The sequence below is a fragment of the Cognatundibacterium curvum genome (genome assembly GCF_014284235.1).
Classification (GTDB): domain Bacteria; phylum Pseudomonadota; class Gammaproteobacteria; order Burkholderiales; family Burkholderiaceae_D; genus Undibacterium; species Undibacterium curvum.
On record NZ_JACOGD010000011.1, the window covers coordinates 67296 to 92489 of the forward strand.

Below are 25194 nucleotides of genomic sequence, written 5' to 3' on the forward strand. Positions count from 1 at the left end.
CTAATTCAGTGGCAGCTCAGAGGTCGTTGATATCTTTATGTACCGGAACCAGCAGCTTCATGACGCTCCAGGCCAGCAGATAAGCCACAGCACAGAAAGAAAACATGATGGTGTAGCCGGTCTGGATGTTGCCGGCAGCCTTGTAGTAGTCGAACAGCCAGCCACCGGTTTTGGAAATCAGCACACCACCCAGGCCGCCCGCCATGCCGCCTATACCGACGACGGAAGCAACTGCTTTTTTCGGGAACATATCGGATACCGTGGTGAAGATATTCGCGGACCAGGCCTGATGCGCCGACGCCCCTATCCCTATCAGTAATACCGGTACCCAGGCACTGATGTAGCCTAAGGGCTGGGCTGCCAGTACCACCAGTGGACACAGCGCAATCATCAGCATGGCACGCATGCGTCCATTGTAGGGAGCCATACCGGTTTTCATAAAGTAGCTGGGCAACCAGCCGCCGCCTATGCTGCCTACCATGGTCATGCTATACAGCACAGCCAGCGGTATCACGATGTCGGTTTTTTGCATTTTGTATTGGACTTCCAGGTACTTTGGAAGCCAGAACAGGAAGAACCACCATACACCGTCTGTCATGAATTTCCCGAATACGAAGGCCCAGGTCTGCCGGTAGGTCAGCAGTCTCAGCCAGGCGGTTTTTTCGCCGCTTGCGATAGCCGGGTCCGGGCTGTCATTTTGCTGGATATATGCTAATTCAACCGCGCTTAAGCGCTTTTGTTGTTCGGGTTTGTCGTACAACAGTTCCCAGAACAGCATCCAGATAAATCCAACCGCACCTATCGTGATAAAGGCGGTCTGCCAGCCCCATTTTGCTGCTATCCAGGGCACAGTCAGTGGGGCCAGAATCGCGCCTATGTTGGCGCCCGAATTGAAAATACCGGTTGCCAATGAGCGTTCATGTTTGGGGAAATATTCCGCTGTTGCTTTAATCGCTGCCGGAAAATTACCTGCTTCACCCAGTGCGAGCACGGCGCGCGACAGCATGAATCCGGCTACCGATACCGGTACCACCGCCAGCCCCAGTGCGCTGAGTATATTGACTGTGGTTTGACCGGCCGGTATGGCATAGGCATGCAGAATTGCCCCCAGCGACCAGATGATGATGGCCAGTGTGTACGCAGTTTTAGTTCCTATCTTGTCGATCAGGCGGCCGGCAAACAGCATGGAGATCGCGTAGACGAACTGGAACACCGCCGTGATGTTGGCATAGTCTGTATTCGACCAGCCGAATTCACGGGTCAGATCCGGTGCCAGCAGACTAAGTACCTGTCGGTCCAGATAATTGACCGTGGTTGCGAAAAACAGAAGGGCGCAGATAGTCCAGCGGTATCTGCCGATTGGTGTCGTGCTCATCAATATGTCTCCATGTTGCGGATGTACGCACATCTGTTGCGTGTGCTTGTATGTACTGTGTGGTTCTGTCAAAGACAAAACCCTGTCTTCAGACTTAAGCGGACAGACAACTGAGGGGTTCAGTTGCCCGTCCTGCTGTTTATGCTGTCAGCGTGCCATCGACCAGACGTGGGATATCCCAGGGGTTATCGTCACGTAGTGCGGCCGGCAGCAATTCAGCCGGTACGGCCTGATAGCAGACTGGACGCAAAAAGCGTTCGATCGCAGTTGCACCGACTGAGGTGCTGCGGCTGTTCGAGGTGGATGGAAAAGGACCGCCATGGACCATCGCATGACAGACTTCCACTCCGGTCGGGAAGCCGTTAAACAGAACCCGGCCGGCTTTTTTCTCCAAAACCTGCAACAGTATTTTCGCCTGCGCGTAGTCCTCGCTTTGTGCATGTATGGTCGCGGTCAGCTGCCCTTCAAGCTCAGAGGTGACTTCCAGCATTTGCGCAAAGTCGTCGCACAGCACCAGCACCGAGGATGGACCAAATACTTCGTCCTGCAAGCGGTGATTGCTCAGGAATACCTCCGCATCGCAAACTGACAGCATCGCCTGGGCGGCATTTGGTGCACTGGCGGCTATCCCCGTTGCGAGCAGGCGCACGCTGGCTTGTTCCGACAAGGCGCTGCAACCGCGCTCATACGCCTGATGTATGCCGGGTGTCAGCATGGTGCTGGCAGCTTTCGCTGTGATCGCTTTGCTGGCATTGGCGATAAACAGGTCAGCAGACTCGCCTTTCTCCATTATGACCAGACCAGGGTTGGTGCAGAATTGCCCCGCACCCATCACCAGTGAATCGACAAACTGATTCGCCAGTACTTCGTTTTGCGCATTCAGGCTGCCGCGCAGCAGATAAACCGGATTAATGCTGCTCATTTCTGCATAAACAGGGATGGGTTCCCGGCGTGCATTAGCAGTATTGACCAGCGCCAGGCCGCCAGCGCGCGAGCCGGTAAACCCGACTGCCTGAATCACAGGATGGGAGGCCAGCTGCTGACCGATAGCTGCACCGGCTCCGATCAGCATCGAGAATACGCCTTCCGGCATCTGGCACAGACGTGCCGCCTGTTGAATGGCGCGACCAACCAGTTCCGAGGTGCCAAGGTGGGCATTATGCGCTTTGACTATCACAGGGCAGCCAGCGGCCAGCGAGGATGCCGTATCACCACCGGCCACTGAAAAGGCGAGCGGGAAATTGCTGGCCCCGAATACCGCAACCGGGCCCAGCGGAATTTTTTGCATACGCAGATCCGGGCGGGCCGGGGTCCGTTCCGGTAAGGCAGAATCCAGTGTGGCTTGCAGCCAGTGACCGGCACGTACCACTTGTGCAAACAGCTTTAACTGATTGACGGTGCGGCCACGTTCACCTTCCAGACGTGCCATCGGCAATCCGGTTTCCAGATGTGCACGTTCGGTCAGGGTAGCGCCCAGTGCCATGATTTGTTCTGCGATTGTTTCTAAAAACACGGCGCGTTGTTCCAGGCTGGTGTTGCGGTAAGCATCAAAGGCGTGATAGGCCAGCATACATGCCTGATCCACTTCAGCTGCCGAGGCATAACCGTAAGCGGGCTCCAGTTCCTGATTAGTGGCTGGGTTGATGGCGCGTATGCTGCCCGATTTTCCCATCAGCTGCTGGTAGCCAATCAGCATTTGTCCTTGTAATTCCATACTTCTTTCTCCGGTTCAGGCGCCCGCAGGCGCCGGGAAATCCTTGATACAAAAATTATTGCGCACCTTGTTTCAGGATCAGCTGACGCAGCATTTCATCTTCTTCTGCAGTCAGGTCGGTCAATGGCGCACGCACCGGACCTGCGCTGTGGCCAACCAGACGCGCGCCTGCTTTGACGATGCTGACCGCATAGCCGGATTTACGGTTACGGATAGCCAGGTAAGGCAGGAAGAATTCGTCGATCAGACGGTTCGTGGTGGCGTGATCATCTTTGGCGATCGCATGGTAAAAGTCCATCGCGAGTTTCGGCACAAAGTTGAATACGGCAGACGAATAGACCGGTACGCCCAGTGCCTTATACGCCGCAGCATAAACTTCAGCGGTCGGTAAACCTCCCAGATAAGTCAGGCGGTCACCCAGGCGGCGCCAGATCGATACCATCAGTTCGATGTCACCGATACCGTCTTTAAAGCCGATCAGGTTAGGGCAGCGGGCTGCCAGGATTTCCAGCGAATCTGCAGTCAGGCGGCAAATGCCGCGATTGTAGACGACAACACCAAAACTGACCGAATGACATACTTGTTCGATGTGGGCAATCAGACCATCCTGGCTGGCTTCAGTCAGATAGTGGGGCAGTAACAGAATGCCATCCGCGCCCAAACGTTCTGCTTCCTGGGCGTACGCGATCGCCACCCGGGTAGGGCCACCGGCACCGGCCAGGATAGGTACTTTGCCGCGGCAGGTATCGACTGCTACCTGAATAACATTGGTGTATTCCGCTTCCGTCAGCGAGAAAAATTCACCGGTACCGCCGGCTGCAAACAAGGCACTGGCGCCATACGGTGCCAGCCACTCCAGACGTGCGGCATAGGTTTTGGCATTAAAGTCGCCATTCTGATCGAAGTCTGTCAGCGGAAATGACAGTAAGCCGGCAGACAGGATTTTTTTCAGTTCTTGTGGGTGCATGATGTCTCCTAGAGTTGTTGGCAGTCAGGCTGCGCCGCCAGATAAGTAAATGAACGATGTGTGATACGGAAAGCTGTTGCGATTAATTTGTACGGATTAATTTGTACGACATCGTACAACTGATTTTTAAATGATGCAACGTCTTGCGTTGAAAATTGATTGCTTAGTTGCCGGCTTGCTGGCTGGCTTCGAACTTTTGCTGCGCCATGCGCAGCCGTTCGCGGCTATTGCTCAGGTGAGTGCGCATGGCGGCGCGCGCTGCTTCCGGATCTTTGCGCAAAATGGCGTCGTGTATATCTTCGTGTTCGCGGTTGACGCGTTCCAGATAGCTGTTGCTGGCTTCCTGACTCAGTGCGGCTGAATCCAGCCTGGCGCGCGGGATCAGGGTATTGCCGAGATCCGACAGGATGTCGACAAAATAGCGGTTGCCGGTGGCTTTGGCGATCAGTTGATGAAAGCGCATATCAGCACTGACCGATTCTGTATCGCGCTGCACGTGTTTAAGGATGTCTTGCAAGGCCGCGCTTAAGTCTTCCATTTGCTCATCGGTGCGGCGTGAGGCTGCCAGCCAGGCGGCCTCAGTTTCCAGACTGATGCGCAGCTCCAGGATGTCGAGCACATCACGCACCGTGACGATTGCATCCTTGTGCAGACTGAGTGGATTGGCGGGTGGTTCCTGGATGAAGGTACCGATACCATGGCGGGTGCGTACCAGGCCGGATGCCTGTAAATGGGAAATCGCTTCGCGCACTACGGTGCGGCTGACTTCGTACAATTCCATGATGGCAGATTCGGTAGGGAGCTTTTCGCCAGGTTTCAATATTCCGCTGCGGATATTATTGCTGATCGTTTCTGCCAGACTCTGCGACAGACTTTTGTGGCGTTTTCTGGTGGTATTGGCGAACAAAGCAGGCTTTTCCATTCCGTAGTCTTCTTTTTCATGGGAGTAAATGGATTGTAGCGGAATTTGCCTTGCTTATGTTGTAGGATGTCGTATCTTTAACTCATGCAAATACCATATGCAGCAGTCTGTGCAAACGCTAGATTTATACACCGCAAGTGGTGCACGTTGTACCGTGATGCCGCTGGGCGCTACCGTCGTGTCCTGGTGTCCCGCTGGCGGCAAGGAGCAATTATTCATGAGCCGCTTGTCCGGGCAGAGCGGTTTACCGGTTCGTGGCGGCATTCCGGTCGTGTTCCCACAGTTCGCAGAAATGGGTCATCTGCCTAAGCACGGTTTAGTACGCGATGTAGTCTGGGAGCTGGTGACATGCAGTCAGGGTGAGCAGATATCGAGTCTGCTGTTACGTACGCAGGCCAGTGAGGCCAGTCTCGCGTTGTGGCCGTTTGCTTACACCTTGCACTTGCATATAGAACTGTATGAACAGACGCTGCGCATGACGCTGGAGGTCACTAATTCAGGCACACAGGCGTTTCAGTTTCAGGCAGCACTGCATACCTATTTTCAGTTGCAGCAAGGTGTGCCGGTAACAGTACATGGGCTGGATCAGGCGGGCTATATCGATAAACTGCAGCAAATCCGGATGCCAGCAACAGGCAAGACCCAGTTAAGCGTCAATCAATGGATGGATAGAATTTACCTGGATACTGCCACACCACTGCAGCTGACTCAGGCTGAGCATGCTGTGCAAATGGGTTACCTTGGTTTTTCCGATGTGGTCTTGTGGACCCCTTGGCAGCAGGGTGTGACCGCGATTCCAGATATTGCGGACGATGAAGGCTGTCGTATGCTGTGTATAGAACCTGCCTGCATAGCTCAGCCACCCCTACTGCCTGCCGGTGGCGTCTGGCGCGGCAGTATGGTGGTATGCGCGGGTCCGGCAGCACGCTAACGTGGTACCGGACCCGCGCATCATTCTATGGCTAAGCACATGCAGCTCAAACAGCAGCTAATGCAGCACGTACATAGTCGCTGATTGGAGTGGTTGGGCGGCCCAGCAGTGCAGACAGTTGTTTGCTGTCGTCAAACAAGACGCCTTTGGCGGCTTCCACATCCCAGCCTGCGATGCCGTTTGCCCAGACTTCCGGCAAGCCAGCTTGCAGCAAGATGGCCGCGAACTCGTGTTCTGGCAGCGAATGATAGGGAATTGTTTTGCCGGTTTGTGCAGAGATTTCCTGCGCCAGGTCGCTCATGGTTGGCGCGCTGTCGCCGGCCAGTTCATAGCTGAGTCCTGCATGGGTGGCCGGGTTGGCCAGCACGATGGCGGCCGCTTCGGCGTAATCACCGCGGGTAGCGAGCGACATTTTTCCATCGGCTGCGCTGCCGACCAGTGCGCCATGCGCAATGGCGGGTGCCAGATTACCGGTGTAATTCTCTGCATACCAGCCATTGCGTAATATCGTGTAGCTGAGTCCGGATGCTTTGATTAATTGTTCAGTTTCAAAGTGCTCGGGTGCCAGGTTCAGGCTGGAGCGATCTGCATGCAACAGGCTGGTATAGACTAGATGGCGCACGCCAGCCAGTTTGGCTGCTTCTATCACATTGCGGTGTTGCGCCACGCGTTGACCGAGTTCATTGCCGGAAATTAGCAGCAGGGTATCCACGCCTGTCAGCGCCAGTTGCAGGGTGGCGGCATCACTGCTGTAGTCCGCGGCTTTGACGGCAACGCCGAGGTCGCTGGCTTTTTCCGGTGAGCGTACCAGCGCCCGGATGTTATTGGCGGCGACACGTTTAGTGAGATGTTGAATGACGAGACGTCCGAGTTGGCCGTTAGCGGCGGTAATTGCGATAGTCATGGCTTTATCCTTTAAGGTAAATTAAATTAAATCGAAGTGATTCCTGGAATCGACCTAGTCCGGGTGCTTGCATCCGGCACTGAAATCATTGTACGATTCGAGCTAACTTTTCGTAAGTACTTACATAAAGGTAAGTGATAACATGAATAAACCACCAAAAAAACGGGCTGATACGACAGAGCGAATGCCCTTGTCCGAGGCAGTCAGGCGCGGCGACTTATTGATGGAAGAATGTCCGTCACGCGATGTGCTTAAACACGTGACCAGCCGCTGGGGCGTGCTGATTCTGATGGTGCTGGAAAACGGAACGCACCGTTTTTCTGAACTCAGGCGTGCGGTTGGCGGTGTCAGTGAGCGCATGTTGGCGCAGACCTTGCAATGGCTGGAAGCCGATGGCTTAATCCTGCGTGAAGAAAAAGCAGTGGTGCCGCCGCATGTAGAATATAGCCTCACACCTCTTGGCCAAGAGGCTGCAGAAAAAGTGCGGGTGCTGGCAGACTGGATAGAAATCCGGCTAGGCGATGTGCTGGCCGCACGTGAACGCCATGAAGCGCAGCCGGTATCCACCCGTTATCGTGCCAAATAATTTGAATTTCCAAACCGGGAGTGAGCATGTGTAATGAACAAACCGCAGCAGCCATAGACGACGCATCGAATGCAGCGCAGTCAGCACAATCAGCACAATCAGCCGCACCTGACTGGCGCGCAAGCATCGCGCCACAATGGCAGGCACATGGCGTAGAGCTGACGCAGAGTGAGGTCGTGATCGATACGCCGGATGGCAAGATGGATGCCTGCTTTGTGCATCCGGCTAAGGGCAGTCATCCGGTAGTGCTGCTGTGGCCGGACATCGCCGGTCTGCGTGAAGCGAAGCGCATCATGGCAGCACGGCTGGCGGCAGCCGGTTATGCGGTGCTGGTGCTGAATCACTATTATCGCGATGCGCCAGCGCCGCTGTATGTGGAATTCAGCGACTGGCTGGCTGACCGCGATTCGGCCTGGCCACGGGTGGCAAGAATACGTCCGGCTGGTATCGCGGCGGATACGCAGGCGGCACTGGCTTTTCTGGATGGGCAGGCGGCGGTTGACCATAGCAAGAAAATCGCCAGCATCGGTTATTGTCTGGGGGCGGCGTTTGCGCTGCGTGCAGCAGCGGCAGCGCCTGAGCGCATCCAGGCTGCGGTCTCGTTTCACGGCGCGTTTTTGATTACCAATCTGGCCGATAGCCCGCACCGGCTGTTTGCGCAGATGGCGCCTGAAGTCAGCGTGTTGCTGGCGATAGGAGAGGACGATCATGTACAGCAGCCTGAACATCAGGCCATCCTGCAGCAGGCGGCGCAGGATGCGGGCAGGGCGGCACAGGTGACGGTGTTCCCGGCCCAGCATGGCTGGTGCGTGATCGATATGCCGCGTTACGACGCACAGCAGTCGGAACTCGCGTGGCAGCAAATGCTGGCCTGTTTTGCGCGGGGTGGGGTGGCCTGATTCTTGCCGATTAGTGATTGATCTCTGAAGCAGTAAGCTGCGGGTGGTGAGTCCGGTTCTGATTCTGAACCAGACTCACCACCCGCAAATTTTTTTCATCTATATTTTTTGGTGTTCCTTAAAAGTGACGTTTACGTAAACGTCAATCGGTGTTATTGTTTTCTGCATCAGGTGCTGCGCGTTCGTTCTGGATGCGACAGTTAAACGGGAAAGCGGTGCGTCTTTACACAGACTATGCCGCTGCTGCCCCCGCAACGGTAAGTAAGTGTGGTTGTCACTCTGTGCCACTGGTCGACAGACTGGGAAGGCGTGACAGCAAGTCTTACGAGCCCGGATACCGGCCTGATGATCTGTAGCGAATCGCGGGTCGGCGATCAGGCTGCAACGGCATCATGGCGATGCGGTTGGCGTCTGCGTCTCACGCTGTTCTCTGAGGTCGCGGTCTGGCACGGTGGGTGCTGGCCGTGGCGCACAATTTTTTCCCTTGCTGCGCTTTCAGTCAGGTTACCGAGCAGTGTTGCTTCGTGTCGCTTCGTGTTCGCACACATCTGCGCACGTCTGTACACGTTTGCACATGCACCGGTGACTTTTTATCGCTAATTTCTGTGCCTCGCACAGTGACGATGTAAAGGAAGCTGAGATGACCCATCCTGCCATATCCCCTGTAAGTTCCGTAACTTCCGCTGCGCATTCCGGCAGCACCGTGCCGGCTATTCCGCTGTTGATTAATGGCGAATTCGTGCAATCGCGCAGTACAGAGTGGCGCGATATCGTTAATCCCGCCACGCAAGAAGTGCTGGCACGCGTGCCGTTTGCGACGCCGGAAGAAACCGATGCCGCGATCAATGCCGCGCATCAGGCCTTTCAGCACTGGCGCAAAACGCCTATCGGTGCGCGTGCGCGCATCTTCTTGCGCTATCAGCAACTGATACGCGACAACATGAAGCAACTGGCGGCGATGCTGACTGCGGAACAGGGCAAAACCCTGGCCGATGCCGAAGGCGATATTTTCCGCGGGCTGGAAGTGGTGGAACATGCAGCCAATATCGGCAATCTACAAATGGGTGAGTTGGCTAATAATGTCGCGAATGGCGTCGATACCTACACCTTGCTGCAGCCCATAGGCGTGTGTGCCGGGATTACACCATTTAATTTTCCGGCCATGATACCGCTCTGGATGTTCCCTATGGCTATCGCCTGCGGCAATACCTTCGTGCTGAAACCGTCTGAGCAAGACCCTATGGTGACCATGCGTCTGGTCGAACTGGCGCTGGAAGCCGGTGTGCCAGCCGGTGTGCTGAATGTGGTTCATGGCGGCGAGCAGGTGGTGAATGCCTTGTGTGATCATGCACACATCCGCGCACTGTCCTTTGTCGGTTCGGGCCGTGTCGGTCAGCATGTGTATCAGCGTGCCAGCCTGAATGGCAAACGCGTGCAATGCATGATGGCGGCTAAAAATCATGCGGTGGTGATGCCCGATGCAAATCGCGCCCAGACCATTAACAGTCTGGTGGGCGCGGCGTTTGGTGCGGCTGGTCAGCGTTGTATGGCGGTCTCGGTGGCGGTACTGGTCGGTGCAGCGCGTGAATGGCTGCCGGATCTGATCGAAGTGGCGCGTACCCTCAAAGTCAGCGCCGGTACGGAGGCTGGTACCGATATCGGCCCCGTGATTTCACGCAGTGCAGCGGACCGCGTGGCGACCCTGATAGAGCGCGGTGTGCAGCAGGGTGCAAAGCTGGAACTGGATGGCCGCAAGCCGCAAGTGCCAGGCTATGAAAAGGGCAATTTCTTTGGCCCTACGCTGTTTTCCGGGGTGCGTCCCGGCATGGATATCTATGAACAGGAAATCTTCGGCCCGGTCTTATGCGTGATGGAAGCTGAGAATCTGGCGCAGGCTATCGCGCTGATCAATGCCAGCCCGTATGGTAACGGCACTGCGATTTTCACCCAGTCCGGCGCTGCGGCACGTCAGTTCCAGGAAGAAATCGATGTCGGTCAGGTTGGTATTAATGTGCCTATTCCGGTGCCGGTACCTTTGTTCTCGTTTACCGGTTCGCGCGGCTCCAAGCTCGGTGATCTGGGCCCTTATGGCAAGCAGGTCATCAGCTTTTATACCCAGACTAAAACCGTGACGCAGCGTTGGTTTGACGACAGTCAGGCTGGCGCTGGCGTCAACACCACCATCTCTTTGAAGTGAATGGGTGAGTGCGATGAATTTCGATCTCAACCAGGAACAGCGCGCGTTTCAGGACGCGGCGCGCAGTTTCGCTGAATCAGAGTTGCAACCGCTGGCAGCACTATGGGATGCGGACGGCTTTTTCCCGCGTGCCGTGATAGAAAAAGCCGGTGACATGGGCTTTTGCGGCCTGTATTCGCCCGAAAGTGCAGGCGGACTGGGCTTGTCACGACTCGATGCCAGCATCATTTTTGAAGAGCTGGCCGCAGCTGATCCATCCACCACCGCCTATCTGAGCATACACAATATGGCGACCTGGATGCTGTGCAGCTGGGGCAGTCCGGCCATGCGCGAACGCTGGGCCAGCGCGCTGACTTCGGGTCGTCAACTGGCTTCGTATTGCCTGACCGAGCCGGGTGCGGGTTCCGATGCCGCCGCCCTGCGCACCAAGGCCAGCGCGGTCGATGGCGGCTATCGTATCAGCGGTTCTAAGGCATTTATCTCAGGTGCCGGTGTCTCCGATGTGCTGATCGTGATGGCACGCACCGGTGCGGCGGGTGCGGCCGGTATCTCGGCATTTGTGGTGCCAGCGGACAGTGCCGGTATCAGCTTTGGCCGTCTGGAAGAAAAACTGGGCTGGCATAGTCAACCTACGCGTGCGGTGTTTTTTGAAGATGTGTGGGTGCCGCAGGATCATTTGCTGGGTGAAGCCGGTCAAGGCTTTCGGCTCGCCATGCGCGGACTGGATGGCGGCCGTATCAATATCGCTGCCTGTTCCATTGGTGCCGCACAAGGTGCACTGAATGCAGCGCAAACTTATGTGCGTGAACGGCGCCAGTTTGGTCATCTGCTGGCCGATTTTCAGTCTGTGCAATTCAAACTGGCGGATATGCTGACTGATCTGATTGCGGCACGTCAGTTAGTCCGTATGGCGGCGGTCAAACTCGATGAGCAGGCGGTGCATGCGACTGCCTATTGCGCCATGGCCAAGCGCTTCGCCACCGACGTTGGTTTTCAAGTCTGTGATGAAGCGATGCAGATTTGCGGTGGCAATGGCTATATCCGTGAATACCCGCTGGAACGCCTGATGCGCGATGCACGCGCCCACAAAATCGTGGAAGGCACCAATGAAATCATGCGCTCCATTATTGCGCGTCAATTCCTCAACACCCTGAGTACCGGAGAACTGCGATGAATCACTACCATAATCTGCAAGTCCAGCTTGAGCAGCATACTGCGCTGATCAGCTTGCACAATCCACCCGCAAACACCTTCACGCGTGAAGGCCTGATGGCATTGACCCAGCTGGTGCATGACCTGAATGCGCGACCTGAAATCACCAGCCTGATCCTGACCGGCAGCGGGCAAAAGTTTTTTTCTGCGGGCGCGGATTTGCAGACATTCGCATCTGGCGACAAAGCGCTGGCACGCGAAATGGCGCGCCGCTTTGGTGAGGCCTTTGAGGCATTGGCCGCTTTCCGCGGAGTGTCGATTGCGGCCATCAATGGCTATGCGATGGGCGGCGGGCTGGAGTGTGCGCTGGCCTGTGATATCCGTATCTCAGAAACCCAGTCCGTACTGGCCTTGCCGGAAGCTACGGTCGGTTTGCTGCCTTGCGCCGGTGGTACCCAGCATCTGAGCTGGCTGGTCGGTGAAGCCTGGGCCAAACGCCTGATCTTGCTGGGTGAACGCATCGATGCTGCGACTGCCCTGCGTATCGGTCTGGTGCAGGAAGTAGTGGACAGCGGCATGGCCGTTGAGCGTGCGCAGCAACTGGCGGCCCTGGCAGCCAAACAAAGTCCGCGCAGTCTGCGCACCTGCAAGCAATTGATACAGGGTGCACGCAGCCAGCCGGTGCAGCACATGCTGGTGCAGGAGCGTGAAGCCTTTGTCGATTTGTTTGATGGTCCCGATCAGGCCGAGGGTGTGCAGGCGTTTTTAGAAAAACGTCGGGCTAACTGGAGTTATCAATGATGGAGGCCAAGGTGATGGATGATAAGGCTATGGATGTCGTCTTGTTTGAAGAACGCGTGTGTGCCGATGGTAAACGGCTGGCGATTGCTACCCTGAATGTGCCTGCGACCTTAAACGCTTTATCGCTGCCTATGGTGCAGTTACTGACTACGCGCCTGAAGCAATGGGCCAGTGATCCGCAGATCGCGCTGGTGTTGCTGCAAGCGAGTGGCGATAAAGCCTTTTGTGCGGGCGGCGATCTGCAGCAACTGTACCAGTCTATGCGCCGGCATCATGCCTCAGCTGCAGCGGGTGATAGCTGCGCGAATGCGTATGCGGCGGAGTTTTTTGCGAGTGAATACCAGCTCGATTATCTGATACACCGTTATCCCAAACCTGTGCTGTGCTGGGCGCATGGGGTGGTGATGGGCGGCGGTGTGGGCTTGATGATGGGCGCCAGCCATAAAGTGGTGACCGAAGCGACCCGCTTTGCGATGCCGGAAGCTGCGATAGGCTTGTTCCCGGATGTCGGTGGCTCCTGGATGCTGTCACGCCTGCCCGGCAAAATTGGCTTGTTTCTGGCACTGACCGGCGCCCAGCTGCGCAGTGCCGACTGTCTGTATGCTGGCATCGCTGACTACGCAATTCCACATGCGAGCCGCGAGCAACTGATCGCCGCTATCCTGCGCCAGGGCTGGAGTGATTCGGCAGCCGAGGCGGGTCAGCAATTGAGTCAGCTGCTGCACAGTGTCGCCATGCCGGAAGCCGTATTGGCCGGGCCTTTGCAGGAAGCCACTGCATTGATAGACCGTTTGTGCGAGGGCGAGAATTGGCAGCACATCGTGCAAAAACTACGCGATCACGCATACACTGACCCTTGGTTGCAGAAAGCCGCAGCCAGCCTGCATAAGGCAGCACCTTTGTCGCTGGCGCTGGCCTGGGAAGTGCAACGCCGTGCGGCCACCATGTCGCTGGAACAGGTGTTTCAGATGGAATATGTGCTGGCTTTACGCTGTGCTGCACATAGCGATTTTGCAGAAGGGATTCGCGCTTTACTGATAGATAAAGACGGCAAGCCACAATGGCAGCCTGCCGATATGCAGCAACTGACGGCAGCTCAAATGGAGGCGCAAGTGGTGGCCATGTTTGCCGCGCCAGACTGGCCTCAGCATCCGCTACAAGACTTAGCCCGGCTCGGATTGCTGGAGCAGCACATTGAGCACATTAACCTGGAGGAGCAAGCAGCATGAGTCAGATTGCATTTATCGGTTTAGGCAATATGGGGGCGCCGATGGCGCTGAATTTAATCAAGGCCGGGCATAGCCTCAGCGTGTATGACTTATCGGCCACAGCTATGGATAAGCTGGCCAGCGCTGGTGCGCGGTGTGCCAGTTCCGCCGCCGATGCGGTGGTTGAGGCGGAGGTGGTGATTTCCATGCTGCCTGCGAGCCGCCATGTCGAAGCCCTGTATTTTGGTGCCAAGAATAGCCCCGGCATACTGGGGCTGATCGCAGACGATGCGCTGGTTTTGGATTGCAGCACAATCGCGCCGCAGACTGCGATACAGCTGGCCAGCGCGGCGGCGGAGCGTGGCCTGAGTCTGCTCGATGCGCCGGTTTCGGGCGGTACTGCGGGTGCGGCGGCGGGCACGCTGACCTTCATGGTGGGGGGCTTGCTCAATGATCTGGAGCGCGCACGTCCGATATTGTCGGCAATGGGAAAAAACATTTTCCACGCTGGCAGCTATGGCGCAGGCCAGACTGCAAAAATCTGCAATAACATGTTGTTGGGCATACTGATGGCGGGTACCGCCGAGGCGCTGGCGCTGGGTGTGGCGAACGGGCTGGATGCGCATGTGCTGTCCGATATCATGCGTCAGAGTTCAGGCCGCAACTGGGCACTGGAATTGTATAACCCTTGTCCCGGTGTGATGGATAATGTGCCCGCATCACGCGGCTACAGCGGTGGTTTTGGGGTGGATCTGATGTTGAAGGATCTGGGTCTGGCTGCGGAATCAGCACGCACAGTCCAGGCCGCAGTGCCGCTGGGTGAGCTGGCGCGTAATCTGTATGCTTTACACAGTCAGCAAGGCGCAGGCGCTTTAGATTTTTCCAGCATTTACAGCTTGCTGGCGCCTAAGACTGGAGGCTGAGGACTGAAGCAGCCCATCAGTTTGTTCATGTTGTATGCACCTGAGTCCGCAAGCTTGCGGATACTCAGGTGCTCAACTGTTCAGCTGCTCAGCTTTTTAAGTACAGATTATTTCAACTGCATTCAGACTGGCTGCGCCGCTGAATCCACCGTTGCGCTGGCTTGCTGATCCTGCTCAGCCTGTTCAGCCAGCAGCCTGAGCTGGCGTGCTGCTGCCACCATATTCGCGAGCGCCAGTTCGGTTTCCTGCCATTGGCGGGTTTTCAAACCGCAATCCGGATTCACCCATAAACGCGCATCGGGAATCACGCTGCGTGCCTTGCCCAATAAGCGTGCGATTTCTTCCGGTTTCGGTACCCGTGGTGAATGGATGTCATACACGCCGGGCCCTATATCGTTAGGGTAGGAAAAGCTGGAAAAGCCATCCAGTAACTCCATATCCGAACGCGAGGTTTCTATCGTAATCACGTCGGCATCCATCGCAGCGATCCAGGGCAGGATGTCGTTGAATTCGGAATAGCACATGTGGGTATGAATCTGGGTGGTATCGCGCACTCCGGCCGCACACAGCTGGAAGGCCTGTACTGCCCAGTCCAGATAATGCGCCCAGTCTTGCTGGCGTAATGGCAGGCCTTCGCGGAATGCAGGTTCATCGATTTGTATCATGCCTATGCCTGCCTGTTCCAGATCGCAGACTTCGTCGCGTAAGGCCAGCGCGATCTGGCGCGCCGTGACTTCACGTGGCTGATCGTCACGTACGAAAGACCATTGCAGCATCGTCACCGGCCCGGTCAGCATGCCCTTCATCGGCTTGTCGGTCAGGCTTTGCGCATAGGCGCTCCAGCTTACCGTCATCGCTTCCGGACGATATACATCGCCATAAATAAATGGTGGCTTCACGCAGCGTGAACCATAACTCTGTACCCAGCCAAAATCGGTAAAGCCATAACCCCACAGCTGTTCTCCGAAATACTCCACCATATCATTGCGTTCCGGTTCGCCGTGCACCAGCACATCCAGCCCCAGTTCTTCCTGTTTGCTGACCACCAGGCTGATTTCTGCGCGCATTTTTTCCAGATAATCGAGATGACTGATCTCAGCACGCTTATAGGCGGCGCGGGTCTGGCGTATGGCTGGCGTTTGCGGGAAGGAGCCGATGGTAGTAGTCGGGAACAGCGGTAACTGCCATTTTTCTTGCTGGGCGCGGATACGTTCGCTGAAGCCGGAATGACGCTGGGTATCTTTGGCAGCAATCGCTTGCAGCCGCTTTTGTATCAGCGGATTGTGTATGCGCTTAGAACTCTGGCGTGACTGTACCGCCTGATCGCTGGCCGCCAGTTGCTCTGCGACTGCTGCTTCACCTTGATCCAGTGCCAGTCTCAGGGTCTGGATTTCTGTGATTTTCTGATTCGCGAAAGCCAGCCAGTTTTTCAATTCGATATCGAGCCGGGTTTCGCTGTCCAGATCGACTGGCACATGCAGTAAAGAACAGCTGCTGCTGATCCAGCAACGCTCGCCCAGTGCTGCATGCACAGGCTGCAGCTTGTGCAGCACACTACGCAGATCAGTACGCCAGATATTGCGGCCATCGACTACGCCTAAAGACAAAACCTGCGGTGCAGGCCAGTTCGCCAGCACATCTGTTGTCAGCGTAGTGCCGCGCACCAGATCCAGATGCACACCGGCCACCGGCAGGCTTTGCAGTAAGTCCAGATGCTGACTCACATCGCCAAAATAGCTGGCCAGTAAAATCTTAGGTGCTTGCTGGCTCAATGCCTGATAGCAGGGCAGGAATTGCGCCAGATACGCGGCGTCCAGATCCAGTGACAGCACAGGTTCGTCGATCTGCACCCAGCTCACGCCTTGCTGTTGCAGGCGCTGCAGTATGCCTTGATAGGCGCTCAGCAATTGCGGCAGTAATTCCAGTGCATGTGACAGGCCGGATTTGACTTTGCCCAGTGCCAGCAGGCTCAGCGGTCCCAGCAACACCACCTTAGGCTGAAAACCTGCCGCCTGCGCCTGACTGACTTCGTCAAACAGCCAGTTGGTGCCGCCATCAAAGCGGGTGTGCTGGCTCCATTCCGGGACCAGATAATGGTAGTTGGTATCAAACCATTTGGTCATTTCCATCGCAAACTGCTGGCTGTTACCGCGTGCCAGTTCGGAATACTGCTGCAGATTCAGACTGGCGGGATCGAAGCCAAAACGTTCCGGGATCGCGCCGAGCAAAGCCAGGGTTTGTAGTACATGGTCGTAATACGCAAAATCACCGACTGTGACCAGATCCAGACCGGCATTCGCCTGGCTCTGCCAATGGCGCAAACGCAGGCTGGCGGCCAGTTCCTGCAATTGCTGTTCGTTGCTGTCGCCGCGCCAGAACGATTCCAGCGCAAACTTCAATTCTCTATGGGCGCCTATGCGCGGGTAACCGGGGATATGAGCTAAGGACATGATGGACTCCAGATAAAAGGGTGGTTGCAAACCTGAGGCTTTGCTGGGCAAGGCGCTTTGCAGGTTCCAGACTTGCCATTCTGTCTTTAGGTCGAGTATTATTCAAACGATAAAAATTTGTAATCATCATGAAATTTACTCATAATGGCATCCATCCTTGAAGTCCGACATTTAAAAACTCTGGTGGCTTTACGCGAGGCAGGCAATCTGATGCGTGCCGCGAGCTTGCTGAATGTGACGCAATCGGCCTTATCGCATCAGATCAAGCAACTGGAAGAACACTACGGTCTGGAATTATTTGAAAGAAAGTCGGTACCGGTACGCTTTACCGCGGCCGGTGAGCGGCTGCTACAACTGGGCGATGACTTGCTGCCTGCCGTGGCGGAAGCCGGGCGCGATATGGCGCGGCTGGCGCAAGGCGAGGCCGGGCAGTTAAGAATCTCAGTGGAATGCCATACCTGCTTTGACTGGCTGATGCCAGCCATGGATATTTTCCGGCAACGCTGGCCTGCGGTTGAGCTTGATATCGTGTCGGGCTTTCATGCCGATCCTATCGCTTTGCTGCATGAACACCGCGCCGATATTGCGATTGTGGCTGACCGTGATGCCGATGAGGTGGTTGATTACCATCCGCTGTTCCGCTATGAAATCGTGGCGCTGGTCGCCAAAGATCATCATCTGGCGGCGCGTGATTATCTGGTGGCTGAGGATTTCGCCAGCGATACCCTGATTACCTATCCGGTACCGGATGACATGCTGGATGTGGTGCGCCAGGTGTTGCGGCCAGCCGGTATCAAAACCACACGCAGGACAACTGAACTGACAGTCGCGATGCTGCAGTTAGTCGCGAGTAAACGCGGCATCGCGACCTTGCCTTTATGGGCGGCGCAAAACTACCTGAGCCGTAATTATGTGCTGGCCAAAAAAATCAGCGCCGATGGCTTGACCGGACGCCTGTATGCGAGCTGCCTGCCAGCCATGTCATCCAAAGCCTATCTGCTCGACTTTGTGCAAACTATCCGTGAAAGCAGTTTTTTGACGCTGAGTAATGTGGAACTATTATGAAGCAGTCGTAAAAAAACCGGACCGTGGCTTAGGCACACGATCCGGCTTTAACGTAGTTAGCAGCAGTTTGCAGCGGGGGGATTTAAATCGAAGAATTACAGCGGGTCAGCCACACCGATAGGCGCCGGGCTGATATTCACGATCAGTGAGAATAACTGTTCATAGCGATAGCGTTCGCCACTGTCGTCCAGCCGCTCACGGTTTTTCATAAAGGCGGCATCCACTTCCTGCCAGTCATCGACAAACAACACCTGTCTGGCGACCGGCATGATCACATCTTCTTCCTTGCGCATATGCGCGTAGTAAAACTTGGCATACTGCTCGACCAGTTCATAGAATTTGTCGAATGCGGGCTGACCCTGGAATTCATACTGCAGCAAGGCATCCTGCAGGCGATGGACTAAGGCCTCGCCACTGCTGTGCTGTTCGGTCAGCGCATCGAGTTCAGCATCGAGCTGATGGGTGCGTTGCTTGATTTTGGCGAACAGATACTGATCTTCTTTCGGATGATGGACTTTTTCAGGATATTCCGCGATGTAGTACAACATGGCGCGGAATACCTTCAGATCCGGCACCGGTCCGCCTTGTTTGACTGAGCGTACAAAGTACAGCATGCCCTGGATTACGGCGGATAAATGCTCGTGTTCCTGATGAATGATATCGACAGAAACCGGATGGAAATTCCTGGCACTCATCTTAAATCTCCCTGTTTTTGAATTTGGCTGGACGGACGTAAAAGCACGCAAGCTGGGTTATGGCTTTATGTCGCGTCTGTCCTCTGTGGGTGTCTTGTTCTAAAAATCTGAATTTTTGCTGTGCACGCTTAGACGGAGGAACTGCGATGAATTTACTCTGAGTGGGCGCTTTGGCTCTTGATATTGCGCAAATTGCACACAGTACGCTTGAGGTTTTGGACAATATCAGACTTGCTTCAGGACTGCGGAAGCTGAACAGCTTGCTGCGCTAATTAGCGGTGATGCTTGCGCTCACCCAGGCCATGCTGCGCGAACATCCCCAAGACAAACACCTAACACCGCTGCGCCTTTCCGAGGCTTTTTGTTCGCTAAGCCTTGTGTTTACTTGGTCTTTGTATTTTCATGTTGCTGTTTCTTGTACTGTATAGAGCCACCACCCACGCCCACTATTTGTTAGGACTTACGCAAAACTGCCTCAGCTGCGTTATGGTTCCGTGTCTTACTGCGCGTACTGCCTGCGTCGCCATGCCTTGCCGGAACAATTTTGCGTAAGTCCTATTTGCATAATTTAATGCAACATTGTTAATAATGGTGACAGCGTTTCCATTTTCAGGCTCAAGCTGTACACATCTGGGTAGAATGTAAAAATAGTAAGTAACTATTTTATAAGTATTTCTATTTTTGTAGAGGAGCCCTATCATGCCTAACCGCTTCCACCACCCGCGTGCACTCAGCATTTCCGGTCCGGCGGTGACGGCAGGTGGGCTGGCTCATTTCAGTCCTCTGAGTCTGTGCGGCAGCGATGGCATCAATACTTTATTCAGCTACACGCTGCGCTTGCAAAGCAGTGACGTGACAGGTTTTGCTGACTTGGGTTTAGGCGCAAAACCTGGCACCGCCTTCCATCCTGACTACGTGATCGGCAAAGAAATCACCTGCCACATTGAACTCGAAGGCAGGGGCTCGTTTGTGTCTGGTCTGCCTGGTGGCGCTGCGGTGAACGTGGGTGCAGGTGTGCGTGAGTTGTCGGCTGTCGTGACGGCGGCGCGTTTCGTCGGTCTAGACAGCCGCCATGCCGTGATTGAATGTACGCTGCAACCCTGGCTGCATCTCGCGAGTCTCTCCAGCGATTGCAAGGTGTTTCAGAATCAGACTCCCGTCGATACTATTCTTGCCGTATTAGCCGATTATCCGTTTGCAGTCGAGCGTCGTTTGATCGAACGCTATCCGCTGCGCGATTACTGTGTGCAGTACAACGAGACCGATCTGGAGTTTGTCGTGAGGCTGATGCAGGAATGGGGCATCAACTACCATTTCGAACACAGCGCAGGCGTACACCGGCTCATCCTGTCCGATCACAATGCCGCGTTTCACACCGCCTCTGCGGCTTACGTCACACTGCCTTACTACCCACCAGGTCACAAGACCGACCGCGATTACATCCACGCCTTTAGTCCCGAACATCGCCTCACCAGCGGCAGCGTCGCCAGCCGCGACTACGACTACACCCGGCCAGAAGCCAGTCTGGATGCGGGTTTCAGCGATGCTCGCCCTACCGGCCATGCGAATCAGGAAGTGTATTTATGGCGCGATGCGAATGCAGGCAGTAATTACAGTCAGCCGAATGCAGGCAGTGACAATGCGCTTAATCAGACTGAACCACAAGGCGATTACCTGGCCAGAATCCGCCTGCAAGAACGCCGTCAGCACGGCCAGCGCGCCAAAGGCAGCGCCTATTTACGCGGCCTGGCACCGGGCATGAGTTTTACACTCACTGACTATCCGCAAGCCGCCGCCAACATCGAATACCTGATTCTGCACACCACATTTACACTACAAAATGTGAGTGAAGATACGCAGCGTGATGTATCAAATAATCTGTCGAATTCCGCTGTACCACATTCCACCATCAGTCAGCCAATCGACCCTGGCCTCTGGCAAATCCAAACCGACTTCCACGTCCAGCCCAGCAACTGCATATTGCGTCCCGCACTGACACAAGCCAAGCCACGCAGCCTAGGCCCCGAAGTCGCCCGTGTGACCGGCCCTGATCCTGACACCGCTGCTAACAACCTCTACACCGACGTCTACGGTCGCATTAAAATCCAGTTCCCCTGGGATCGCTACGGCAAACGCAATCACAACAGCAGTTGCTGGGTACGCGTCGCGCAAGCCTGGGCTGGTAATCAGCTTGGTCAACTCAGCATACCGCGCATAGGACAAGAAGTCCTGATCAGCTTTATCGGTGGCGACCCGGATCAACCGGTTTGCAGCGGCAGCCTGCACAATCAAAACAACCTGCCACCCTGGCAGCTACCCAGTCAGCAAGCCCTGACCGGCCTGCGCAGCCGCGAACTCACCGAGGGTGGAGGCAATGCCAGCGCCGGTCGCAGCAATCACCTCATCCTCGACGACACCGCCCAACAAATTCAGCTCCAGCTTAAAAGCGACCACCAACACAGCCAGCTCAGCCTCGGACACATCACCCGCATCGACAACAACCGTGGACGGCAAGATCCACGCGGCCAAGGCTTTGAACTACGCACCGACGGCCACGGCGCTGTCCGCGCCAAAGACGGCCTCCTGATCAGCAGCGAAGCACGGCCCCAGGCCCAGCAGCATCACACCAGCCTGAACGAAAGCGCACAACGGCTGCAACATGCACACAGCCTGCACGCCAGCCTGGCCGACGCCGCCCAGCAAGCCGGAGCGCAGGAACCCACAGATCAGCCTCAGGTCGCACAAGACCTCGAACAACAAAATGCAGAAATCGCAGGCACAGCGAACACGAACACAAACAAGGCCAGCAATACCTCCAGCACAAACCAAAACCACTTCCCCGAATTCAGCCAGCCCCACATCCTGATCACCAGCCCTGCAGGCATCGCCAGCACCACCGCAGGCAGCACCCAACAACACAGCGCCACCCAACACGCGATCACCGCCGAACAACACATCAGCCTCAGCAGCGGCCACAGCCTGCTCGCGAGTGCGCGCAAGGCGATACGGCTGTTTGCTAAAAAATTCGATATCCGCCTGATCTCTGCCCAGGCCGATATCGAAATTCAGGCACTGCAAAACAGCGTGAACCTGCTCACTAAACTCGACCTCAGCCACAGCGCCGAAACGATACAACTGAGCGCCCGTCAGGAAGTCGTCATCAACGGCGGCGGCAGCTACAAAAAATGGAGCGCCACCGGTATCGAACAAGGCAGCAGCGGCCGCTACACCGGCCACGCGGCGACGCATACAACGACCGGGCCACAGCATTTGCCGGTTAAGAGTTTGCCGGAATCCACGCCCTATAACGAAATGTTTGTTTTGCAGGATATGGCGGGTCGTCCGGTAGCGCATTTTGCTTACCACATTCAGACTGCCTCTGGACGCATCGTCAATGGTGTGACCGATACCTCTGGTTGCGCTCAACGGGTAGGCAGCGGTAATCAGAGCGCAAACCTGGAAATCAAAGCAGCCAGCAGGCAGCCAGACCATACCGGATCTTGAGAGGAAGACCATGGAACAAGGACTGTACAACAGCATAACTGGCACCACGCCTGGCGACGATACCGAACATATCGTGCAGGTCGATAAAATCCAGGCCAATCTGTTTTTTGATGGCACACGCAATAACTACTACAACGTAGAAAAAGCAGATGCGGCGACCCGGGCAAAATATGGCGGTGAAGATACCAGTTATGACAATGCGCTGTCGAATGTGGCGCGGATGTGGAAAGTTATCGGGCTGGATGAGTTCAGTTCTGATGTCGGCGTGTATATCGAAGGTATGGGAACAACTAAGTTTGAAAGCGATGCGATGGCTGGTTATGCCTTAGGCACCGGTGAAACTGGCATCGAGACTCGTGCACAATCGGCCTTTGAGCCCTTACAAAGAAAAGTCATGAAACATCGGGGAAAGCTGGGGCCGCCAGCCATCCTGGAACTGAATCTTTATGGTTTCAGCCGGGGGGCTGCCACTGCACGGCATTTCGCCCATTTGTTACGCGATCAGCATGAGATCGCCAGGCATTTTACTGATGACTGGAGCCAGGTTCAGGTTGTGGTGAATTTTGTCGGGCTATTCGATACCGTGTCTTCCGAAGGCATCGTCTATGGCAATGATGTGAATGATCTGGGCTTACGATTTAGTGCAGACAGTGCGCGACGGGTGTTTCATTTGATTGCTCTGGATGAATACCGTCTGTGTTTTTCAGACACGACGATAGACAGTGCGCTTAAAGCCAGGGTCAGCATAAACAATCTCAGCGTACCCATGGGGTTTGAACTGGGCATACCGGGTGCCCATTCCGACGTGGGCGGCGGCTATGTCTGCGATGCAAACAAAAGCGAGATTGAAGTCAGGGATCTGGTGCCACCTGGCTGGCATCCGGATCAGGGCGTAACCCAAGGATCGCAGGATTTTGTGTATCAACAAGGCTGGTATCAGGCATCAGATAAAAAAGCCAGTACCTCGCATCCATATCGGCATCAACGCAGTATCAGCGGTGATTATTACAAGGTCGCGCTTGCATTAATGGTCGATATGGCAGAGCGCTATACCGTAAGCCGCTATAGCGAACAATTAAATATGATCGCACAAACCCCTGCCATTGCAGAGATACAGACTGCTTTACGTCAGCTGGTGCAAGAGCACGCGTTCAAACCGGGCAAGCCCACCCGTATCAATTGGGAATTGAATGCACAGCTGGGCACAGAGCGCGCCAAGGCCTTCCGCCATGCCTATCTGCATGTGTCTGCCAACGATAACAAAACTGGTATGTGGGCGCGCTATCCCACGCCAATCACCTGGGGACGTCATCATGAAATGGGTTAAACCAGACCAAACCATCATACCCCTCAATTCACAACGCCGTAGCTGGCTGTTGCAAGCCAGTAGTGCCGCGCTAAGTCTGGCGACTGCCGCACCCGCAGGTGCAGCAGAAATGTTGAAAGGATTCTTCATGTTTAAGCAGGAAACACCAGAAACCGCCGTGATGGAATGGGAAATCTCTTTCTGTAAATACGGCATTGATATCGATAGAGCGGCTAATTCCAGGCTGGAAACCCTATGGGCAGATAACTGGCTCAAAGATGCTCAGGGTGAAGACGTAGCGCGGTTTTTTTCCGGGTTTGGCGCAGGCTGGGGTGCAGGCAGTAGTGATATGGGCGGTACCAATCCCAAGGGGGGGCGGCTACCCAAAACCATACACTTAAGTTATTACGATTATCAGGAAGACCGTTTTTACCGGCTGGATGCAGAATTGCCGTTGCGCCGTATCTATGAATTATTTTTTAAGCAGCCCAAAGTCGTGATTAAAAACATCAGCTATGGATCGGTCGTGCCACGCTTTTCTGAATTGCGTTTTGGCATAGCACCACAAGGCTACATTATGTTGTGGGCCAGTGGTTATACCCATCAGGTGGAATTACAAACTTTCCGTGCGCAAGTTATCCGCGATATCGATGTGCGCCAGTACAACGCGCGGTTACCCGGCGGTACCTTTACTCTCAATGAAGACCGCTGGAAAGAGTTAAAGGCCTGGCGCTTTAAGCCAGAAACCATAGAGCGCATCAAGGCTGGCTGGCAGGCGAATCCCGACTGGTATATGCGTAGCATACGCGTCAAGTTCCCTTGGCGTCATACCCTGGCAGGCAATGTTTCGCGTCTGATAGAGCTGGACAGTTATCAGGGCAATGGTGAGTTTGAAACCATCGCTGCCTGGGAGCTGTCGGTCTACCAGCAAGTCGCTGCAATGCGTGGTATTCCGGAGACAGCTAAATTGTGGTTCGAGGACAAGGCAGGACAGCGCCATTACCTTTGGCTGGAATTCTATTTACGGCAGCGTACCGGTGCTGAATCCGATTTGCATGAGGTGCGCGCAGCGTTTGATCAGTTGTACCCAGGACGGCAACTGGAAGACAACGCCTATCTTCCCGGGGACGACGATATGTCAGCGGTAGAGGTCACAGTGGGAGACGATCCGAATCAGATCACGGCAGCCTTGGTCAAGGGAACACACCGCATTCCTTTACCGGTAGGCCGGGTACAACGTTTCGCGCTCAAACCCGGTGCCCATTGGAATGGTCAGGCCAGCCCTAAACCAGAGATCGTGCGCTTGTTTCAGACTGGGCCGGGGAAAGACTAGTTTTCTGATGCCGACGCAAGACTGCTTTTAAGGACATGAAAATGAATCATCCATTCTATTCACAACGCCGTAGCTGGCTGCTGCAAGCAAGTGGTGCTGCACTGGGTTTGGCCACCTCTGCACCCGCAGGTGCAGCAGAAATGTTGAAAGGACTATTCATGTCTGACCATGAAACACCAGAAACCGCCGTGATGAAATGGACTATTTCATTTTGTGCATACAGTATTGATATAGACCCAGGTGCTAACAGCAGGTTAGAAAC

At 55.2% G+C, this 25194-nt stretch carries 20 protein-coding genes and 1 riboswitch; of the genes, 13 read left to right on the top strand and 7 right to left on the bottom strand.

All coding sequences use genetic code 11. The annotated features are described in order from the left end of the window. Positions 1–16: 16 nt before the first annotated feature. From H8K43_RS17535 to H8K43_RS17550, 4 genes are all read right to left on the bottom strand, one after another. Positions 17–1375: an MFS transporter gene (locus H8K43_RS17535; protein ID WP_230404081.1), complete on the bottom strand. Its 1359-nt coding sequence runs from the start codon at positions 1373–1375 to the stop codon at positions 17–19. 139 nt (positions 1376–1514) lie between these two features. Next, the gene (locus H8K43_RS17540) at positions 1515–3089 is read right to left on the bottom strand and encodes an aldehyde dehydrogenase (NADP(+)) (protein ID WP_186905060.1); all 1575 of its coding nucleotides are present in this window, start codon (positions 3087–3089) and stop codon (positions 1515–1517) included. Positions 3090–3144: 55 nt separating this feature from the next. Then, on the bottom strand, positions 3145–4056 hold the full coding sequence (gene kdgD, locus H8K43_RS17545; RefSeq protein WP_186905061.1) for a 5-dehydro-4-deoxyglucarate dehydratase: 912 nt from the start codon (positions 4054–4056) through the stop codon (positions 3145–3147). 163 nt (positions 4057–4219) lie between these two features. Next, a complete protein-coding gene (locus H8K43_RS17550; RefSeq protein ID WP_186905062.1) occupies positions 4220–4978 on the bottom strand; it encodes a FadR/GntR family transcriptional regulator in 759 nt (252 codons plus the stop codon). A 109-nt stretch (positions 4979–5087) separates the two neighbouring features. On the opposite strand from H8K43_RS17550, the gene H8K43_RS17555 reads away from it, so the two are divergent. Continuing rightward, positions 5088–5909 (top strand): aldose epimerase family protein, encoded by an 822-nt coding sequence (locus tag H8K43_RS17555; protein WP_186905063.1) that lies wholly within the window; start codon positions 5088–5090, stop codon positions 5907–5909. Positions 5910–5955: 46 nt separating this feature from the next. Here the strand turns inward: H8K43_RS17555 and H8K43_RS17560 are convergent, their stop codons facing one another. After that, positions 5956–6813 carry an SDR family oxidoreductase gene (locus H8K43_RS17560; protein ID WP_186905064.1) on the bottom strand — a complete coding sequence of 286 codons (858 nt, stop codon included), beginning with the start codon at positions 6811–6813 and terminating at the stop codon, positions 5956–5958. Positions 6814–6955: 142 nt separating this feature from the next. Between H8K43_RS17560 and H8K43_RS17565 the strand changes: the two genes are divergently transcribed. The 7 genes from H8K43_RS17565 to mmsB all read left to right on the top strand — a co-directional run bounded on the left by H8K43_RS17565 (position 6956) and on the right by mmsB (position 14579). Then, the gene (locus tag H8K43_RS17565; RefSeq protein ID WP_222611080.1) at positions 6956–7399 is read left to right on the top strand and encodes a winged helix-turn-helix transcriptional regulator; all 444 of its coding nucleotides are present in this window, start codon (positions 6956–6958) and stop codon (positions 7397–7399) included. Between the two features lie 26 nt (positions 7400–7425). Beyond that, entirely contained in the window at positions 7426–8298 is an 873-nt protein-coding gene (locus H8K43_RS17570; protein WP_186905065.1) for a dienelactone hydrolase family protein, read from the top strand. Between the two features lie 152 nt (positions 8299–8450). Beyond that, positions 8451–8658: riboswitch (cobalamin riboswitch) on the top strand. Between the two features lie 280 nt (positions 8659–8938). Further along, positions 8939–10495 (top strand): CoA-acylating methylmalonate-semialdehyde dehydrogenase, encoded by a 1557-nt coding sequence (locus H8K43_RS17575; RefSeq protein ID WP_186905066.1) that lies wholly within the window; start codon positions 8939–8941, stop codon positions 10493–10495. A 13-nt stretch (positions 10496–10508) separates the two neighbouring features. Beyond that, the gene (locus H8K43_RS17580) at positions 10509–11669 is read left to right on the top strand and encodes an acyl-CoA dehydrogenase family protein (RefSeq protein WP_186905067.1); all 1161 of its coding nucleotides are present in this window, start codon (positions 10509–10511) and stop codon (positions 11667–11669) included. Beyond that, positions 11666–12448 carry an enoyl-CoA hydratase gene (locus tag H8K43_RS17585; protein WP_186905068.1) on the top strand — a complete coding sequence of 261 codons (783 nt, stop codon included), beginning with the start codon at positions 11666–11668 and terminating at the stop codon, positions 12446–12448. Before H8K43_RS17580 ends, H8K43_RS17585 begins: the two co-directional genes overlap by 4 nt. Continuing rightward, positions 12445–13677 carry an enoyl-CoA hydratase/isomerase family protein gene (locus H8K43_RS17590; RefSeq protein WP_230404083.1) on the top strand — a complete coding sequence of 411 codons (1233 nt, stop codon included), beginning with the start codon at positions 12445–12447 and terminating at the stop codon, positions 13675–13677. Before H8K43_RS17585 ends, H8K43_RS17590 begins: the two co-directional genes overlap by 4 nt. Further along, a complete protein-coding gene (mmsB, locus tag H8K43_RS17595) occupies positions 13674–14579 on the top strand; it encodes a 3-hydroxyisobutyrate dehydrogenase (protein WP_186905069.1) in 906 nt (301 codons plus the stop codon). The genes H8K43_RS17590 and mmsB overlap by 4 nt, the downstream gene beginning before the upstream one ends. A gap of 122 nt (positions 14580–14701) precedes the next feature. Here the strand turns inward: mmsB and metE are convergent, their stop codons facing one another. Continuing rightward, complete coding sequence (gene metE / locus H8K43_RS17600) at positions 14702–17029, bottom strand: 5-methyltetrahydropteroyltriglutamate--homocysteine S-methyltransferase (RefSeq protein WP_186905070.1); 2328 nt, start codon at positions 17027–17029, stop codon at positions 14702–14704. A 141-nt stretch (positions 17030–17170) separates the two neighbouring features. Here metE and H8K43_RS17605 point away from each other — a divergent pair, with 141 nt between their 5' ends. Further along, on the top strand, positions 17171–18094 hold the full coding sequence (locus tag H8K43_RS17605; protein ID WP_329604538.1) for a LysR family transcriptional regulator: 924 nt from the start codon (positions 17171–17173) through the stop codon (positions 18092–18094). 95 nt (positions 18095–18189) lie between these two features. Here the strand turns inward: H8K43_RS17605 and H8K43_RS17610 are convergent, their stop codons facing one another. Then, positions 18190–18789, bottom strand: a complete 600-nt coding sequence (locus tag H8K43_RS17610; protein ID WP_186905072.1) for a hemerythrin domain-containing protein — start codon at positions 18787–18789, stop codon at positions 18190–18192. 699 nt (positions 18790–19488) lie between these two features. On the opposite strand from H8K43_RS17610, the gene H8K43_RS17615 reads away from it, so the two are divergent. The 4 genes from H8K43_RS17615 to H8K43_RS17630 form a co-directional block, all read left to right on the top strand. Beyond that, the gene (locus H8K43_RS17615) at positions 19489–22293 is read left to right on the top strand and encodes a type VI secretion system Vgr family protein (RefSeq protein ID WP_186905073.1); all 2805 of its coding nucleotides are present in this window, start codon (positions 19489–19491) and stop codon (positions 22291–22293) included. Between the two features lie 10 nt (positions 22294–22303). Beyond that, entirely contained in the window at positions 22304–23620 is a 1317-nt protein-coding gene (locus H8K43_RS17620) for a phospholipase effector Tle1 domain-containing protein (RefSeq protein WP_186905074.1), read from the top strand. Then, positions 23607–24932 carry a DUF2931 family protein gene (locus H8K43_RS17625; protein WP_186905075.1) on the top strand — a complete coding sequence of 442 codons (1326 nt, stop codon included), beginning with the start codon at positions 23607–23609 and terminating at the stop codon, positions 24930–24932. The genes H8K43_RS17620 and H8K43_RS17625 overlap by 14 nt, the downstream gene beginning before the upstream one ends. 35 nt (positions 24933–24967) lie before the next feature. Further along, positions 24968–25194: hypothetical protein (locus H8K43_RS17630; protein ID WP_186905076.1), on the top strand; the 227-nt coding region annotated here is incomplete at its 3' end.